The organism is Moorena sp. SIO4G3 (genome assembly GCF_010692305.1).
Lineage (GTDB): Bacteria > Cyanobacteriota > Cyanobacteriia > Cyanobacteriales > Coleofasciculaceae > Moorena > Moorena producens_A.
In genome coordinates this window covers 1-16,334 of the sequence record NZ_JAAHIG010000200.1, presented here as the reverse complement: position 1 = coordinate 16,334, position 16,334 = coordinate 1, and the positions used below count along the sequence as shown (strand labels likewise).

General features: G+C 45.1%; 16 protein-coding genes. 12 read left to right on the top strand and 4 right to left on the bottom strand.

Annotated features, from left to right (window positions below; genetic code table 11):
• Window positions 1-66: 66 nt before the first annotated feature.
• Window positions 67-1,206: a hypothetical protein gene (locus F6J99_RS27845; RefSeq protein ID WP_293117425.1), complete on the bottom strand. Its 1,140-nt coding sequence runs from the start codon at window positions 1,204-1,206 to the stop codon at window positions 67-69.
• 406 nt (window positions 1,207-1,612) lie between these two features.
• Here F6J99_RS27845 and F6J99_RS27840 point away from each other — a divergent pair, with 406 nt between their 5' ends.
• From F6J99_RS27840 to F6J99_RS27800, 9 genes are all read left to right on the top strand, one after another.
• Window positions 1,613-1,978, top strand: a complete 366-nt coding sequence (locus F6J99_RS27840) for a hypothetical protein (RefSeq protein WP_293117423.1) — start codon at window positions 1,613-1,615, stop codon at window positions 1,976-1,978.
• A gap of 404 nt (window positions 1,979-2,382) precedes the next feature.
• Window positions 2,383-2,724: a hypothetical protein gene (locus tag F6J99_RS27835; protein ID WP_293117420.1), complete on the top strand. Its 342-nt coding sequence runs from the start codon at window positions 2,383-2,385 to the stop codon at window positions 2,722-2,724.
• A gap of 428 nt (window positions 2,725-3,152) precedes the next feature.
• A complete protein-coding gene (locus F6J99_RS27830) occupies window positions 3,153-3,518 on the top strand; it encodes a hypothetical protein (RefSeq protein ID WP_293104775.1) in 366 nt (121 codons plus the stop codon).
• A gap of 56 nt (window positions 3,519-3,574) precedes the next feature.
• Window positions 3,575-3,730 carry a hypothetical protein gene (locus F6J99_RS27825; protein WP_293117416.1) on the top strand — a complete coding sequence of 52 codons (156 nt, stop codon included), beginning with the start codon at window positions 3,575-3,577 and terminating at the stop codon, window positions 3,728-3,730.
• Window positions 3,731-3,915: 185 nt separating this feature from the next.
• Window positions 3,916-4,251 carry a hypothetical protein gene (locus tag F6J99_RS27820; protein WP_293117413.1) on the top strand — a complete coding sequence of 112 codons (336 nt, stop codon included), beginning with the start codon at window positions 3,916-3,918 and terminating at the stop codon, window positions 4,249-4,251.
• Between the two features lie 403 nt (window positions 4,252-4,654).
• Window positions 4,655-4,786, top strand: coding sequence for a hypothetical protein (locus tag F6J99_RS27815; RefSeq protein ID WP_293117411.1), 132 nt, complete (start codon window positions 4,655-4,657; stop codon window positions 4,784-4,786).
• A 260-nt stretch (window positions 4,787-5,046) separates the two neighbouring features.
• Window positions 5,047-7,314, top strand: a complete 2,268-nt coding sequence (locus F6J99_RS27810) for a peptidase domain-containing ABC transporter (RefSeq protein WP_293117408.1) — start codon at window positions 5,047-5,049, stop codon at window positions 7,312-7,314.
• 74 nt (window positions 7,315-7,388) lie between these two features.
• Window positions 7,389-7,547 carry a hypothetical protein gene (locus F6J99_RS27805; protein ID WP_293117405.1) on the top strand — a complete coding sequence of 53 codons (159 nt, stop codon included), beginning with the start codon at window positions 7,389-7,391 and terminating at the stop codon, window positions 7,545-7,547.
• A gap of 492 nt (window positions 7,548-8,039) precedes the next feature.
• Window positions 8,040-9,539 carry an HlyD family efflux transporter periplasmic adaptor subunit gene (locus tag F6J99_RS27800; protein WP_293117403.1) on the top strand — a complete coding sequence of 500 codons (1,500 nt, stop codon included), beginning with the start codon at window positions 8,040-8,042 and terminating at the stop codon, window positions 9,537-9,539.
• Between the two features lie 610 nt (window positions 9,540-10,149).
• Here F6J99_RS27800 and F6J99_RS27795 read toward each other — a convergent pair.
• Window positions 10,150-11,277: a hypothetical protein gene (locus F6J99_RS27795; protein WP_293117400.1), complete on the bottom strand. Its 1,128-nt coding sequence runs from the start codon at window positions 11,275-11,277 to the stop codon at window positions 10,150-10,152.
• A gap of 148 nt (window positions 11,278-11,425) precedes the next feature.
• On the opposite strand from F6J99_RS27795, the gene F6J99_RS27790 reads away from it, so the two are divergent.
• Both F6J99_RS27790 and F6J99_RS27785 read left to right on the top strand, forming a co-directional pair.
• Window positions 11,426-11,662, top strand: coding sequence for a hypothetical protein (locus F6J99_RS27790; RefSeq protein ID WP_293117398.1), 237 nt, complete (start codon window positions 11,426-11,428; stop codon window positions 11,660-11,662).
• A 154-nt stretch (window positions 11,663-11,816) separates the two neighbouring features.
• The gene (locus F6J99_RS27785) at window positions 11,817-12,986 is read left to right on the top strand and encodes a calcium-binding protein (RefSeq protein ID WP_293117395.1); all 1,170 of its coding nucleotides are present in this window, start codon (window positions 11,817-11,819) and stop codon (window positions 12,984-12,986) included.
• Window positions 12,987-13,031: 45 nt separating this feature from the next.
• Here the strand turns inward: F6J99_RS27785 and F6J99_RS27780 are convergent, their stop codons facing one another.
• Window positions 13,032-13,256, bottom strand: a complete 225-nt coding sequence (locus tag F6J99_RS27780; RefSeq protein ID WP_293117393.1) for a hypothetical protein — start codon at window positions 13,254-13,256, stop codon at window positions 13,032-13,034.
• Between the two features lie 344 nt (window positions 13,257-13,600).
• Window positions 13,601-13,801 (bottom strand): hypothetical protein, encoded by a 201-nt coding sequence (locus tag F6J99_RS27775; RefSeq protein WP_293117390.1) that lies wholly within the window; start codon window positions 13,799-13,801, stop codon window positions 13,601-13,603.
• Between the two features lie 362 nt (window positions 13,802-14,163).
• On the opposite strand from F6J99_RS27775, the gene F6J99_RS27770 reads away from it, so the two are divergent.
• Window positions 14,164-15,894 (top strand): calcium-binding protein, encoded by a 1,731-nt coding sequence (locus F6J99_RS27770; protein ID WP_293117388.1) that lies wholly within the window; start codon window positions 14,164-14,166, stop codon window positions 15,892-15,894.
• The last annotated feature ends 440 nt before the right edge of the window (window positions 15,895-16,334 follow it).

Below are 16,334 nucleotides of genomic sequence, written 5' to 3'. Positions count from 1 at the left end.
TAGTTGATGTAGGTTTATGTATGGCTAAGATTAAGCAGCGATTTTTTTAGATCACTTTTAGCTCATTTAGTCTTCTATATATCTCTTGATTTCAGGGGCTAATTTTCTAAGATTACGTTGAAAGAAGTTATTAAGCGATGAAATTTTAATTCCTAAAGAATCCGATATCTCTTGCCATTTTTTTCCGTCGAGGTAGGCTAACCCTATCACTTGCAAGGTAGCTTCAGGATGGTTTTTTATATGTTTCTGCAAGAGCTTTTCTGGGTCTTCTTTAAAATAGGATCTGACCTGGTCATACAACGTCAGTTCTGTTTGCGGTTGTGCCACAGTCTCTAGGGTAAGCGATTCCCCAGTGTTCTCAGACAAGTGTGAGGAAAAAGGGAGAGAGGCTTTAGCCATCTCAAACACTAATGAATTTCCTTTTTTCCGGTCTTTTAGGATTAACTGGCATAACAGAAATAATACTATCAGAATTTTAGTAACGTTACTGGCCTGGGTCTTGTCTGTAATCCGGCCTTTGATGGTCAGTGTTATCCAAGCAATCACATGATCTAGTTTGGTGCTTTTAATCAGAGCGCTCAACTGATATTTAATTCTGACAATTTTGCCAGATTGAGCTTGGATAAATGGGTCATTCAGGTCTTGTTGAGCCTTTTTTAACATCTTATCGAGGCGATAATTGACCCAGGCTAGAAATTTTCCTTTTTCTCGATTGTAGTGATTGAGGTTTTGATAGACATAATAGAATGTCCGATTCACAGCATCATCATAGACCTCACGGGAAAATTTGCCTCGATGGCAAAGCTTACCGGAAAGCTTAAGGGCATTGAGCAATTCCGTTAAGGCATAAAATCGCTCTGGGGTATGGGGTTGGTGCCGTTGTGCTTCTAGGGCTAGCTGCTGAAGACGACCCTCGTCGAGTACCTTCTTAAAAACACTATCCCGCCAAGAGGCCCACTCCTGATCAGAAGTTATTCGTAGATATGGGCTGTCAAGATCATCCTCAAGTTCATGGTTGAGCTGCTGCTGTACGGTCTGATAGATCTCTAGATAGATGCCAGATAAAGGCTGACCTGGACATGGGCGACACACTTTACGGGTACGCAAAATTTGCTCAACTAGTTCTGCCAAAGCCTGGTTTCGTTGTTGATTTTCCGGAGTATAATGTTGTATTTGAAGCACCAGATGTTGAATTTGCTTGTTCATGACCACCGATTAAGAATTCTTGTCTAATTAGTTATTAGGGTAAATTCCAAGTTTTCTGCAATTCGTTACATAACTTTATATTTTTTTGAAAATATTTGTCTAGTGAGGTACATGAGTAAAGCAAAAACAGCTAAAATGCTGATTTTTTAAAAAAAATAATGTACTTCATTAGAATATATAAAACTATTTTTTTTACAAAACTTTATATAAAACTGTAGAAAAAATGGATTTTGGGAGTGATTAATAAAGTGAGGGCAATCAAAAAAGCGTAATCCTCTTAATGGCAAAACCGATAATAATGTGCTGTGTAATAGGGTTGATTTACTGCTAATTTGCTTACCCCCATAACTGGAAAAAAGATGTAATTCCAGTCAAGTTACTTCAAGTCAAATAAAGGAGAACAATCATGTCAACTATTGCGGCTAATCAAGACCTGTTTGTAGACTTAAATCAGACCGATTCTGAAACAGTTAGCGGAGGAGGCTTTTTATCCATATTCGGGCTGGGAAAACGCGAGAAATTTACCGTTTCTAACCAAACTCATCTCCGTATACCTTACAGTGTTGATGGCAAACAAACATCCTACCCCTACGCTGGTGTGGATGTAACATGGACTACTAGGAAAGGAGGAAAGATTGCCTTTGACTATGATTTCGGCCGACCAGGAGTGCAACGGCGCAAATACAATTTGTCCAATGGACGTAAATATGCGTTCCGACTAGACACCCGTACTGCTTATAAATACGATATCGAACTGTTTCGCATCGGCTAGACCTACCGGGGCAAAGTCAACAGAGTATTGGCTGAGGGGAAAAGGTCCCCTGACCCCGGTTTTGGGTCTACCATGGCTAGATTTGGTACGAATAAATGATCTCGCCCGATCCCCATTCAACCCCGATCAGGCTAGTGTTCGGGGTTTGAAAACCGGGTTGAGCCCAATTGACCAGTTTGATGATATTCGTTTTTCTAAGTTTAGTCAAACTGTAGAAAAATTGGATTTTCGGAGTGATTACTATAGTGAGGGCAGTCAAGAAAGCCTAATCTGATTAATGGCAAACCCCCTGTAATGGTTCCGTTTAATTGGAGTGAAAAAAGGCGGATTGGCTGACCGATATACCAGGAAAAAAAAACTGTCTACCAAGGCAGTTACTTCAAGTCAAATAAAGGAGAACAATCATGTCAACTATTGCGGCTAATCAAGACCTGTTTGTAGACTTAAATCAGACCGATTCTGAAACAGTTAGCGGAGGAGGACGGGAGAGATTTACCGTTGCTAACCAAACTCGTTCCGTCACTATCCCCTATGCGGTTGATGGTGTAAGAACAAAGTTCCCTAAGCCTGGTCAGAAGTCCCGATGGACTACTAACAAGGGCGGAATCATTTCCTTTGACTATGATTTCGGCCGACCAGGAGTGCAACGGCGCAAATACAATTTGTCCAATGGACGTAAATATGGGTTCCGACTAGACACCCGTACTGCTTATAAATACGATATCGAACTGTTTCGCATCGGCTAGACCTACCGGGGCAAAGTCAACAGAGTATAGGGTTAGGGGACTTTTTCCCCTAACCCCTTTTTCGGCTCTAGCATTGCTCCTGAGCGCAGTTTTGCTCAGGAAGTCATAAATGATCAACGCGGATAGCTAGTCAACCACTACCACGGCAGTTCTAGGGATTTCAAAACCGCGTTCATAGGAATTGACCAGTTTGATCAGATTCGTTACAAAACTTGATAATAAAAGTTACAAAAATTTATCTTGGGCTGTAGAAAAATTGGATTTTCCGAGTGATTATATGAGTGAGGGCAGTCAAGAAATAATGGCAAAACCCCTCATAGGGTTCTGTATCAATTGAGCTTAATTACGGCCTCTTTGCTTACCCCTCACCCTAGAGGAAAGATGTACTTCCAGGGAAATTAAGTCAAATTAAATCCAGGAGAAAAATCATGTCAACTATTTGTGCGAATCAAGACCTGTTTGTGGACTTAAATGAGACAGATGCTGAAACAGTCAGTGGCGGCATAGTCAGGCGGGGCGGCGCTGGCCAAAACGAAATCTTCAAGATTAAGAACCAACTCCCTTTCCGTGTTGCCTACATTATCGATGGTCGAGCAAGAAACTTGCGCCCTGGCCAGAGTGTATTATTGTTTACTAACGAGGGAGGAAACGTTACCTTTGACTCTCTCCCCTTCAGACCACGGTTCCGAGCGCGAACAGTCAATGCGGCCAATGGACGTGAGTATGTATTCCAATTTAACAGTAGCACTTTTCGTCCATTTGATATCACCCTCGCTGACAATGGTGCACTTTAGATTGAGGTAAATCTGAAGTGGATTTACGGGGGTTGAATCTCTGAGGTGACACTGTCTTGTCTCAGGTCAGCTCGAACAAGAAATCTCAGGGGCGCAAGCTCAACACAGTATCGGGTCAGGGGACTGTTTCCCCTGACCCGATTTTTGGCTCTACCATTTCTTGTGAAGATCAGATTTCCCATCGTCGTGGAACACTCTCAACCAAAGTTTAGTTGCGTACGCCTTTTTTTTGCGGTCTTAATATGAACTTTTGTAAATTGCTGCGTAAGTTCCGGAGGTTTCCCTGACAAGTCAATAAAGGGGTAAGCCCAATTAAATCTCAACCGCTTACCCCTGTAGCTGGAACCAGTATTGGTTTCCAGAAAAATCAAGTCACGTTAAATCAAGGATAACCATCATGTCAACTATTTGTGCTAATTCAGACCTGTTCGTAGAGTTAAATCAGACCGATGCTGAAACCATCAGTGGCGGATACGAGGTGTTCACCATTAAGAACAAGACCAAATACAATCTCTACTACACCGTCGATGGTAAGTTGTGGAAGCACAAGCCCAATCAGACTTGGGTCTGGACTGCCTATAAGGGTGGAACCATCAAATTTGATGAAGACATACGCAGCGGGGTGATCAATTACAAAAAGTACAATTTGGCCAATGGCGGAGTCTATGGATTTTATAACAACACAAAAACCAAAGGCAATCCCTACGATGTCGACCTCTATGACATCGGTTAATCGGTAAATCTCCAAATCTACCTCGGTTGAGTCATTTCTCTGACACGACAGTGTCAATGGTCAGCTCCCACAGCTAACCCCAAGGATTTCTCAGGGGCGCAATATCAACACAGTATCGGGTCGGGGGACTGTTTCCCCTGACCCGATTTTTGGCTCTACTATTCCCAGTGAAGATGGAATTTCCTATGGTCATCAAACACTCTCGACAAGAGTAAAGTTGCGATCGCCTTTTTTTTTGCGGTCTTAATATGAACTTTTGTAAATGGCTGCGTAATTTCCTGAGGTTTCCCTGACAAGTCAATAGAAGGGCAAGCAAAGTTAACTGTCAGCAGCTTACCCATCTACGGGTCACAAAGATGTACTTATAGTAAACTTAATTCAAGTTAAATCAAGGATAAAAACTATGTCAAACATCGACAAAATCACTGCTCATGAACAACTGTTCAGTGAATTAACTCTTGAAGAAATAACTGTCTTAGAAGCTGGTCTGTTCATAGTAAGGCTTCTAGAATTTAGATGGGTTTGCCCTGGTTAAATACTTAATTCAAACACTTAACTAATAATTATACTCATAATTATTGGGACTTTAACATTTTTGGGCACCTTTAGAGGCTGAAAACCTCTCTAGGCAAGGTAAAAATCAATTGCCTAAAAAGGCCTGAAAGTGAATACTGACTTATCTACCCCTCCCGCCCTTCGGATCTCGGTGATCGGCCATTTTAGTGTAAGATTTTTTCACGGTTAGATCAAGTCCGGGACAAAGCCCCAACTTCTCCCCTACCATTCGCCCTAAAGATGAGATACCCAATTGTCCTCCAACATAGTGAAGAAGACTGCGGTGCAGCTTCCATCGCCACCATTGCCAAGCATTACGGACGCACCTTTGCCATCAGTCGTGTGAGGGAAGCAGTAGGCACTGGCTCCCGAGGAACTACGTTACTCGGATTGAGCCGAGGAGCAGAAGTCTTGGGATTCAACACCCGCCAAGTCAAAGCCACTGATCAAATTATCGATCGCATTAATGAAGTACCCTTGCCAGCCATTATCCATTGGAAAGGCTACCACTGGGTGGTTTTATATGGTAAAAAAGGGAAAAAATATGTGATTGCGGACCCTGGAGTAGGCATACGCTACCTCACTCGCAGAGAGTTAATCGAGGGTTGGGGCAACGGCATCATGATGTTACTGAGCCCCGACGACAGCCGCTTTTATGAGCAACAGAACGATAAAGTTGGTGGCTTTGGGCGCTTCATTGCCCGGGTCTGGCCCTATCGCTTCATTTTAGCCCAGGCAACTGCTATTAACATTGCCATTGGACTGCTCTCCCTGGCCTCCCCCTTGATGATGCAACTGCTCACCGACGACGTGCTGGTGCGGGGGGATACCCAACTCCTGACCACTGTGGCCATTGGGGTGATTGCCATGAACCTGTTTAGCAGTGCTATCGGTTTGGTCCAGTCTCATCTGATCGGTCACTTCGGCCAGCGGCTGCAATTAGGGCTGATCATGGAATACGGGCGAAAACTCCTACGCTTGCCCTTATCTTACTTTGAAGGACGGCGCAGTGGGGAAGTGGTCAGCCGCATTGCTGACGTGGATGCTATCAATAATCTAGTTTCCCAAATTGTCCTCGGTTTGCCCAGCCAATTTTTTATCGCCTTGGTTTCCTTGGCCTTGATGATCTTCTACAGTTGGGAACTGACTCTGGCTTCGATTGGTGCCTTTGTGATCGTTACTATCGTCAACCTGCTTTTCCTCCCTGCCTTGCGCGCCAAAACCCGCAACCTGATCGTCTTAGGCACAGAAAACCAAGGCTTTCTGGTAGAAACGTTTCGGGGGGTGCAGGTCCTCAAAACCACCCCAGCTACCCCTCAAGCTTGGGGAGAGTATCAAAGCAATTACGGTCGCCTGGCCAACCTGGGCTGGGGTATGATGAAGCTGGGGCTTTACAGCAGTACAATCACCAGCATTCTTTCCACATTTACTTCCATTGCTGTACTGTGGTTGGGCAGTTACCTGGTGATCAATCAGACATTATCCATCGGTCAGTTGCTGGCCTACAATGGCATGAGTAGCAACTTTCTGGGTTTCTTGGGGGCGGTAATCGGGCTAGTGGATGAATTTATTACTGCCCAGGTGGTTATCCAACGCCTGACGGAAGTGATCGATGCCACCCCAGAAGATGAGAATGACTTCAAAAAGCCCTGGGCTGAAATTCCCGGCAATGCAGAGATTACCTGCAGTAAGCTCAACTTTCACCATGCCGGTAGAGTTGACCTCCTCCAAGATTTCTCCCTCACTATCCCTGGCGGTAAAGTCATTGCCCTGATTGGTAAATCTGGCTGTGGCAAGAGTACCCTGGCTAAAGTGATGGCTGGTTTGTATTCTCTCCAGTCTGGCAATATCCGCTATGGCCTCTACAACCAGCAAGACCTCTCCCTGGAATGTTTGCGGCAGCAGGTAATATTAGTACCACAAGAACCCCACTTCTGGAGTCGCTCCATCATTGACAATTTCCACTTTAGCTATCCCCAGGTCACTTTTGAGCAGATTGTCAAGGCTTGCGAGATAGCTGGGGCTGACTCTTTCATCAGCGAACTGCCCGACAAATATCAAACGGTTTTAGGGGAATTTGGTGCCAATCTCTCTGGGGGCCAAAGGCAACGATTGGCTATTGCTAGAGCTATAGTTACTGACCCACCAGTCCTAATTTTAGATGAATCCACTGGTGCCCTCGATCCAGTCAGCGAAGCTCAAGTGTTAGATCAATTACTATCCTCTCGCCAAGGCAAAACGACTATTATGATTAGTCATCGCCCGAAAGTGATTCAGCGAGCCAATTGGATTATCATGCTCGAAAAAGGAAAATTGCAAATCCAAGGCACTCCAGAAGAGTTACACTCTCTGGCTGGGGATCACTTAGACTTCCTCGATGATTTTGTTCCTTCAACTAAGAATTTAGTCATGTTGGCTTCAGACTCTGACTCTTCTGTTAATAGTAGTCCTTTTAATGGTAGTTATGGCAGTTCTCAATTCGGTGAGATACCTCGTCCTGGGTTTTAGGGAGCAGGAATCCCCCCTAATATCAAGTCTGGTTGAATACCCATAATTAAGGAGAGGGTGGGAGGTGTGGGGAGATGGGGAGATGGGGAGATGGGGAGATGGGGAGATTTTTATTAAGCGATGCAGCGCGGTCTTGGGGAGCCAGTGCGGTCTTGGGGGTCTCCCCCATGAGCAACTGGCGTGGTTTCCCCCATGAGCGACTGCATCAAGACAGGGTAATTATCCTGACATGATATAACCCTCCTACCAGAAGGCGGGAAGGAGAAGTGGTAAAAAATCTTGTGTACCTCATCAGTATAATAATTGATATATGGTTACTAAAACTGATTAAAACTTGCTTCAAATTTAACTATAGCGATTTGCCGATAAGTTAATTATGAAAATGTGGCAAAAAAGATAAATTCCAATTATTAATTGGCAATAATATAGCGTTTATAGGACTCATGAGGTACACATTATTTTTTCCCTCTTCCCACCTCCGACTTCCCACTTACGACTTCCCTGCTCCCTGCTCCCTGCTCCCTGCTCCCTAAAAACCATAAATTTGTACCTCACAAGTCGTAGAATTGCTATAAATAACTTAGGTTGGATGCCAACTGCTCTATTCCCTGTTCCCTGTTCCCTGTTCCCTGTTCCCTGTTCCCTGTTCCCTAAAAAACCATAAATATACTTAACAAAGTCGCAAACCTCTATAAATTTATCTAAATTAAACTTTCATAATAATTATGATTAGCAACTACGAGAATCAGGTTCTACCCCCAATTCAAGAAAACGAATTTTTACCACCAATTGGTCGTTGGATTCAGTTTGGCGGACTGTTTATTGTGGCTACGCTAGCCCTAGCAATTCCCATTGGCTCTGTGACCAAATATAAGGAAACGGTAAAAGCACAGGCTTCTTTCCGTCCTGCCGGTGAATTGCGAATTGTGCAAGCGGCTACAGAGGGTCAGGTAATGAAGATTTCTGTGGAAGAAAATCAAGTGGTCAAAAAAGGAGATGGGCTGGCCACTATCGATGACTCTCGCCTTCAAACTAAAAAAAGCCAACTGCAAAGCAATATCGGGCAAGTCCAGTTACAACTGGTTCAAATCAAAGCCCAAATTAGTGCCCTCAATAGTCAGATACAGGCAGAAACTAACCGGAACAACCGTGCTATTGCCTCCGCAGAAGCTGAACTAGAGCGCCGCCGCCGGGACTATCGAGACCGGAAGATTACCACTGTGGCTGAAGTCTCTGAAGCCGAGGCTCAGTTAAGGCAAGCCCAGGAACAATGGTACGGAGCCCAGGCTAGATTAAAGTCCACTCAGGCCAATTTTAAGTCAACTAAAGCTGCCTTAAATGCAGCCCGGTCGAAGCGAAACCGATATCAGCCCATTGCTGAAGTGGGAGCCCTGTCCCAGGATCGATTTGAGGAAGCACAACTGATTGTCCAGCAGCAAGAACAAGCGGTGGAGGCGCAAAAAGCCCTAGTTGAAGAGCAAAAACAAACCATAAAACAGCTACAACAAGGGGTTAAGGCGGCTCAAGCTAGACTACAGCGGGCGAAAGCTGCTCTCAATCCCAGCAGCTCAGAAGTAGCGATCGCGTCTGAACGGATTGCCCAAGAACAAGCCACTGGTGAAGCTACTCTGGCTAGATTAAATAAAGAACGGGAAGCCCTGATCCAACAGCGGATTGAAATCAGTAAACACCTAGAGCGGGATTCCCGCGAACTTAAACAAGTAGAACTCGACCTCAGCCAAACTGTGATTACTGCCACAGCAGACGGGATTGTTTCTAAGCTAAATTTGCGCAACCCTGGTCAAACTGTGCGCTCTGGAGAGGAAATTGCCCAAATTGTTCCCGGTGATGCACCCTTGAAAATAAAGGCAGTGGTGTCACCAAGCGATATTGGCAAGTTGGCAGAAGGTCAAAAGGTTCACATGCGGGTATCTGCCTGTCCTTATCCAGATTATGGTACCCTCAAGGGTTTAGTCAGCCAAATTTCCGAAGATACTATTAAACCCCAAAGTAATGGTGCTAGGGCAAGTGCTTTAAGCCAGAAGGGGCGTGGTGCTAGTGCTTTCTACGAGGTCACGATCTCTCCAGAAAGCCATGTGCTCGGTAAAGGCAAAAACCAGTGTTCCCTTCAATTGGGAATGGAGGGCAGAGCCGATATTATTTCTAGAGAAGAGACTGTCCTAAGATTCCTGCTCAGGAAGGCAAGGCTGGTCACAGACTTGTAATGTCATCTGAAACCTGTTCCCTTTTAGAGGATATCTCCCAAGTTTTTTGATACTGAATTTTGCCCCCCTAGGGCGTGTTTTCAAAGTTTTCCGCAAGATTATGATCCCCCCCAGCCCCCCTTAATAAGGGGGGAGCCATAGTCAAAGTCCCCCTTTTTTAAGGGGGACCAACGGGGGATCTCCGAGTTTGAAGACACGCCCTAGCCCCCCAAGCGAGGGATTGCTCGCTTGGGGGGAACAAGAGTCAATTTGCTTCTAAAAGTCCCCCGAGCGAGGGATTGCTCGCTCGGGGGATTTAGGGGGCTTGGATGTAGCAAATAATAATTCTCAGACAACCTCTTAAAAACTTCTGGCATGCATGCCTTTTGCGTGTTGATGTAGGTTGATGTCTTGAGCAGATTAAGCAGCGATTTACACAAGCCTATATTTCTGTAATCATTCAGCCATTGGCAAAAGGCTGAGGGAGCATCCCAATTTGGCAAATCCATTGCTCAAACTAACGAAAATACTAGGGATTAAAAGCATAATTTAAAGTGTTATGTGAAAAAATGGGATGCTCCCAAGGCTGATGGCTGATGGCTGATGACTTACATATTTTTTTTTACCATTTTCAGTCGAGCTCTTCCTCTATATATCTCTTGATTTCAGGGGCTAATTTCCTAAGATTACGTTGAAAGAAGTTATTCAGGGATGAAATTTTAATTCCTAAAGAATCCGATATCTCTTGCCATTTTTTTCCGTCGAGGTAGGCTAATCCTATCACTTGTAAGGTAGCTTCAGGATGGTTTTTGATATGTTTCTGCAACAGGTTTTCCGGGTCTTCTTTAAAATAGTATCTGACCTGGTCATACAACGTCAGTTCTGTTTCCGGTTGTGCCACAGTCTCTATGGTGAGCGATTCCCCAGTCAGCTCAGACAAGTTTGCGGGCAAAGGCAGAGTGGCTTTAGCCATCTCAAACACTAATGAATCTCCTGTGGTTCGGTCTTTTGCGATTAACTGGCACAACAAAAATAATACTATCAAAATTTTAGTAACGTTACTGACCTGGGTCTTGTTTGTAATTAAGCCTTTGATGGTCAGTGTTATCCAAACAATCACATGATCTAGTTTGGTGTTTTTAATCAGAGCGATCAACTGATATTTTATTCTGACAATTTTGCCAGATTGAGCTTGGATAAATGGGTCAGTCAGGTCTTGTTGAGCTTTTTGTAACATCTTATTGAGGCGATAATTGACCCAGGCTAGAAATTTTCCTTTTTCTCGATTGTAGTGATTGAGGTTTTGATAAACATAATACAATGTCAGATTCACAGCATCATCATAGACCTCAGGGGAAAATTTGCCTCGATGGTAAAGCTTACCAGAAAGCTTAATGGCATTGAGCAATTCCGTTAAGGCATAAAATCGCTCTGGGGTATTGAGTTGGTGTCGTTGTGCTTCTAGGGCTAGCTGCTGAAGACGACCCTCGTCGAGTACCTTTTTAAAGACACTATCCCGCCAAGACGCCCACTCCTGATCAGAAGTAATTTGTAGATATCGGCTATCAATAGCCTCCTCAAGTTTATGGTTGAGCTGCTCTTGTACGGTCTGATAGATCTCTAGATAGATGCCAGATAGAGGATGACCTGGCCGTGGGCGACACACTTTACGGGTACGCAAAATATGCTCAACTAGTTCTGCCAAAACCTGCTTCCGATGTTGATTTTCAATCTTATATTGTTTTGATTTAATCATCATATGTTGAATTGGCCTGCTCATGACCATTGATCAGGAATGCTTGTCCAATTAGTTATCAGGGTAATTTCCACGGTTTATGATAAGTAGTCGGACAAAAGTAAAATTAACTGTTGAAATAGGGACTTCGGAGCAGGGAGCAGAGGGACTTTTGGCAACTTTACACAAGTTAATACAGCGATGCAGCAAGGGAACAGGGGGTTTCCCCCATGAGCGACTGCATCAAGAAGCGAGGTTTATTTTTGTCCAGGTACTTATCCGTTACAAAACTTTATATAAAACTGTAGAAAAATTGGATTTTCGGAGTGATTTACAAAGTGAGGGCAGTGAAGAAAGCGTGATGCTCTTAATGGCAAAACAGATCCTCTTGAGAATAAATTTTTCTTGAAAAATTTTTTAGGTGCCCTTTCCCCATTAAGAATGAAATTCGCTATAGGTGCGCGCCTCTTGATTTAACTCAGATCAGAGTAACAGGGTGAATCTTTCCGAACAGAACAATCCACAAATCCTAAAACAATTGCAATCGATACGGAGCAAATGACATGGGAAATTACTTTGGTGACAACTACAACAACCAGGGTTATGGTGGCTCTGGCAACGACAGTCTGTTTGGTTACGGTGGCAATGACACCCTTTATGGTGACTCTGGCAACGACTCTCTTTATGGTGGGTCTGGCAACGACTACCTGATTGGTGGTACAGGCAGTGACCAGATGTATGGTGGCACGGGCAATGACAGGTATCTAGTTCTCAGCACGGGGGATGTGGTCACCGAATACTTCAGTGAGGGTATTGATATAGTCGAGTCCTCCATCAACTACACCCTAGGAAACAACGTGGAAAACTTGACCCTGATTGGTAGTGCTTACTCGGGCAAGGGTAACCACCTCAACAATATCATCACTGGTAACAGTTCCAACAACATCCTCTTCGGGCAATCTGGCAACGACACCATATATGGGAATGGTGGTGATGACGCTCTTGCCGGTGGTACAGGCAGTGATCGGATGTATGGTGGCACGGGCAATGACATCTATTCGGTTGACAGCACCGGGGATGTGGTCACCGAATATGTCAATCAGGGTATTGATAGAGTCTACTCCTCCATCAGCTACATGCTAGGAGACAACGTGGAAAACTTGACCCTGATGAGTAGTGCTTACTACGGCCACGGTAATAACCTCAACAACAGCATGCGTGGTAACAGTGACAACAACTTGCTCTGGGGTAAATCTGGCAATGACGAATTGTATGGGGAGGCTGGTACTGATGCTCTTCTGGGTGATACAGGCAACGACATCCTTGATGGTGGCTCTGACAACGACTACTTGTATGGTGGCTTTGGCAACGACACCCTGACCGGTGGCTCTGGTAATGACTCTCTCCAGGGTTATGAAGGTAGTAGTTCTGGTGAACAGGACATCTTAACTGGTGGCACGGGTGCGGATACCTTCGCATTAGGTAACAATGCTTTTGGCACCAAGGTTGCCTACATTGGTGATGGTAACTCGGGATACGCGACTATCACTGACTTTGATGGGACACAAAGTGATAAAGTTCAGCTCGGTGGTGGTATCAGTGATTACACTGTGAATTACAGTAATTTTAGTGGTACCTCAGCACTGGATACAGCTCTATATTACCAGGGGGACTTAATTGCCGTCTTCCAAGATAACACCAGCTTTAGTCTTAGCTCTGATGCGATATTTTAGCTTGAATAGGACTTAGGACGTTTAGTTGGTAAGGCCCCCTAACCCCTAGATTTGGGAATGGGGGCAATACTCCATGATCACCAGATCATCGTACTCAAAACTCATCATCTTCCTCTCCCCACTGCCCCTTGGACTCAGTCGCCCTGGGGCTACTCCTATGGTTGACCTGATCACCCCTGGCACGAACTCCAACTGCTTACCCATCTCCGCCCCTTCGCAGTCTTTGCGCCTTCGCCCTTGATTCGCGACCCCCCACCATGGCGACGCCAAAAGGGCTCTTTTTCAGAGGTATCTTCCGCTATCACTTCATACAGTAACGCTACCTTCTCCCCATGTTTACCTTTACGCAATACCCGACCCAAGCCCCTGATCACCATTGATCAGGAATGCTTGTTTAATTAGTGGTCAGATTGACACTCCCCGCCGAAGGAAGAACGGGGATTCCTAGATCAACGAGCCGCCTTAAACCACTATGTCCCAATCTTTGACGCCGCCAAAAAAGTAGGCAATATCTAAACCAAAAACCCGTCAAGACCAAGAATTTAGTTTAGTTCATAGTAGACCCAGAGGGCGATTCTCACTATAGCGTTTGGCTACTTAAGCGCGGAAGTGCCTTAAAAAGTCCGTTTCCCTTCCTTTTCGCCTGGTTCCGGTGTGCCCCACCGTACCATTTTTCTCTCAAGTTGTGATTTTCCTGGGTTCACACACCGATTGGTAGTCGATGATTGGGTTTTTAGCGATGCAGCGCGGTCTTGGGGGTTTCCCCCATGAGCGACTGCATCAAGAAAGGAGGATTTTCCCTGCCCTCCGAGCATTACTTCTTTCAGGTCGATAAGTTACGGGTCTCTCTCCCGGCTCAGCCTGCGGTTTTTCAGCCTGTACTCATACTACTAGTATACTCTGGCGCTATAAAAGTGTCAATTAAAAAGCCGTCGTTCGCGTAGCGTGGCCAAAGGCCAACGTTCGCGTAGCGTGGCCAAAGGCCAAGGACGGGGCTTTAAACCCAAAATTTTTGGTAATTTCCAAGTTTTCAGTCATTACAAAACTTTACATTAAAAAATTGGTCAAAAATTGGATTTTGGGAGTGATAAATAAAGTGAGGGCAGTGAAGAAAGCTTGATGCTTCTAATGGCAAAACTGCTCATAGCGTTCTGTAAGTGATAAAAAGGAGAAAAAAATGCCAGGTACTCCAGGTAATGACGTCATAAATGGCGGTCCGGGAAATGACTTTCTCAATGGACTTGCAGGTAATGATACCCTGCGAGGTCAAGGGGGAGCGGATACCTTGATTGGCGGTATTGGTAATGATTCCCTGGACTCGGATACTCTCGGAACCGTTGATAAAATTGGTGATCTTCTAAATGGCGGTCCGGGCAACGATACACTTCAGGGAGAAGCCGGAAACGACACTCTACTTGGTGGCAGTGGGAATGATCGGCTCACGGGTGATGATTCGAGTGTAGATTTTGGCAATGATAGCCTCAATGGTGGTTCTGGAAACGATACGCTGAATGGTGGTGCTGGCAATGACAGACTCAACGGTGGTTCTGGAGTGGACAGAACCAATGGTGGTTCTGGTAATGATCGGATAATCGACGCCGATTTTGTGAATTTCGACATCCACAATGGTGGTACAGGAATTGACACTATCGATTATTCCAATGTCACATTTGGTTCCGGTTTTGTCACCATTAACCTGGCCACTGAGACGACTTCTGTTTCTGGAGGTAATACCGAGACAATTCGCAATTTTGAGAACGTCGAAGGCTCTCAGGGGGGTGAGACAATCATCGGCACGGGCGGCGCAAACCGCCTCGACGGTAATGGTGGTAATGATACCCTCAATGGTGGAGCTGGAAACGATACTCTGATTGGAGGTTCCGGAAATGACACACTCAACGGTGGTTCGGGAGCCGACAGAACCAATGGTGGTTCTGGTAATGATCGGATAATCGACGACGATTTTGTGAATTTCGACATCCACAATGGCGGTTCAGGAATCGACACTATCGATTATTCCAATGTCACATTTGGTTCCGGTTTTGTCACCATTAACCTGGCGACTGAGACGACCTCGGTTTCTGGAGGTAATACCGAAACGATTCGCAATTTTGAGAACGTCGAAGGCTCTCAGGGGGGTGAGACAATCATCGGCACCAGCGGCGCAAACCGCCTCAATGGTAATGGTGGCAATGACACACTCAATGGTGGTTCTGGGAACGATACTCTGAATGGAGGTGCCGGGAATGACATACTCAACGGTGGTTTTGGGAACGATACTCTGAATGGAGGTACCGGAAACGATACTCTGAATGGAGGTTTTGGCAATGACAGACTCAACGGTGGTTTTGGCAATGACAGACTCAACGGTAGTTTTGGCAATGATAACCTCAATGGTAGTTTTGGCAATGATACTCTGAATGGAGATGCCGGGAATGACAGACTCAACGGTGGTTCGGGAGCCGATAGCCTCAACGGTGGTTCTGGCAATGACACCCTCACTGGCGCAGGTGGTAACGATACCCTAGTTGGAGGTTTGGGCTCAGATACCCTTAACGGTACTAACAGTACTGTGGACGGTGTTGGTGAAATTGATATCCTTAATCCTGGTGATGCTCTTGCCAGGGATCTGATTATCCTAGGCACCAGTGGCTCGATCTATTACAACGGTCCTGGTTTAGATTACGCTGTCATTGACAATTTCGACAGATTTAGCTTCGCTGGCGAAACTGACTCTGACAAGATCCAGATCTCCGGGTCATTGTCCAATTACACCTTAAACTCATTCACAGGTACAATATCTGGTGTTTCTATTACCAACGGCACTCGCATCAACTTAGGTGCAGAGGTCATTGCTTATGTCGATTCTAGTGGTTTACTGACTTCTGCTGACTTTATCTCAGTCTAGTCGCCAACGGACTTGATCTAACCGGGTGACAAGTAGGATTGTTTGCTTTACTCGGTCTGTAGGGTTTAGGGGAAAGCTACTGATGGGATACCTGGTGAGACGGGTGTTGGTACCAAGTTGCATTCATACCTAGCACCCCATCACCAGATCACCCTATCCTCTTTTGAGGAAGATAGTATCTTAGGACTTACGACGTTTAGTTGGCTTCGTAAGTCCTAAGCTAAATTATACAGCTAATACCAATTTCAACCAATATTGTTCAAGTAATATTGTTAAACAGGAATAACTACCCATCCCGACAATACTCCATTATTATTACCTGATCATTCCACTCAAAACTGATCATCTTCCTCTGACCACAGCCCCTGGGACTCAGCCGCCCTGGGGCTACTTCTATGGTTGACCTGATCACCCCTGGCAATAACTCCAACTGCTTACCA

What these genes read in the sequence shown, in the direction of transcription:
- F6J99_RS27845 (WP_293117425.1), bottom strand. Translation starts at nt 1,206, where the DNA reads ATGAACAAGCAAATTCAACATCTGGTGCTTCAAATACAACATTATACT.
- F6J99_RS27840 (WP_293117423.1), top strand. Translation starts at nt 1,613, where the DNA reads ATGTCAACTATTGCGGCTAATCAAGACCTGTTTGTAGACTTAAATCAG.
- F6J99_RS27835 (WP_293117420.1), top strand. Translation starts at nt 2,383, where the DNA reads ATGTCAACTATTGCGGCTAATCAAGACCTGTTTGTAGACTTAAATCAG.
- F6J99_RS27830 (WP_293104775.1), top strand. Translation starts at nt 3,153, where the DNA reads ATGTCAACTATTTGTGCGAATCAAGACCTGTTTGTGGACTTAAATGAG.
- F6J99_RS27820 (WP_293117413.1), top strand. Translation starts at nt 3,916, where the DNA reads ATGTCAACTATTTGTGCTAATTCAGACCTGTTCGTAGAGTTAAATCAG.
- F6J99_RS27815 (WP_293117411.1), top strand. Translation starts at nt 4,655, where the DNA reads ATGTCAAACATCGACAAAATCACTGCTCATGAACAACTGTTCAGTGAA.
- F6J99_RS27810 (WP_293117408.1), top strand. Translation starts at nt 5,047, where the DNA reads ATGAGATACCCAATTGTCCTCCAACATAGTGAAGAAGACTGCGGTGCA.
- F6J99_RS27805 (WP_293117405.1), top strand. Translation starts at nt 7,389, where the DNA reads ATGGGGAGATGGGGAGATGGGGAGATGGGGAGATTTTTATTAAGCGAT.
- F6J99_RS27800 (WP_293117403.1), top strand. Translation starts at nt 8,040, where the DNA reads ATGATTAGCAACTACGAGAATCAGGTTCTACCCCCAATTCAAGAAAAC.
- F6J99_RS27795 (WP_293117400.1), bottom strand. Translation starts at nt 11,277, where the DNA reads ATGATGATTAAATCAAAACAATATAAGATTGAAAATCAACATCGGAAG.
- F6J99_RS27785 (WP_293117395.1), top strand. Translation starts at nt 11,817, where the DNA reads ATGGGAAATTACTTTGGTGACAACTACAACAACCAGGGTTATGGTGGC.
- F6J99_RS27775 (WP_293117390.1), bottom strand. Translation starts at nt 13,801, where the DNA reads ATGCTCGGAGGGCAGGGAAAATCCTCCTTTCTTGATGCAGTCGCTCAT.
- F6J99_RS27770 (WP_293117388.1), top strand. Translation starts at nt 14,164, where the DNA reads ATGCCAGGTACTCCAGGTAATGACGTCATAAATGGCGGTCCGGGAAAT.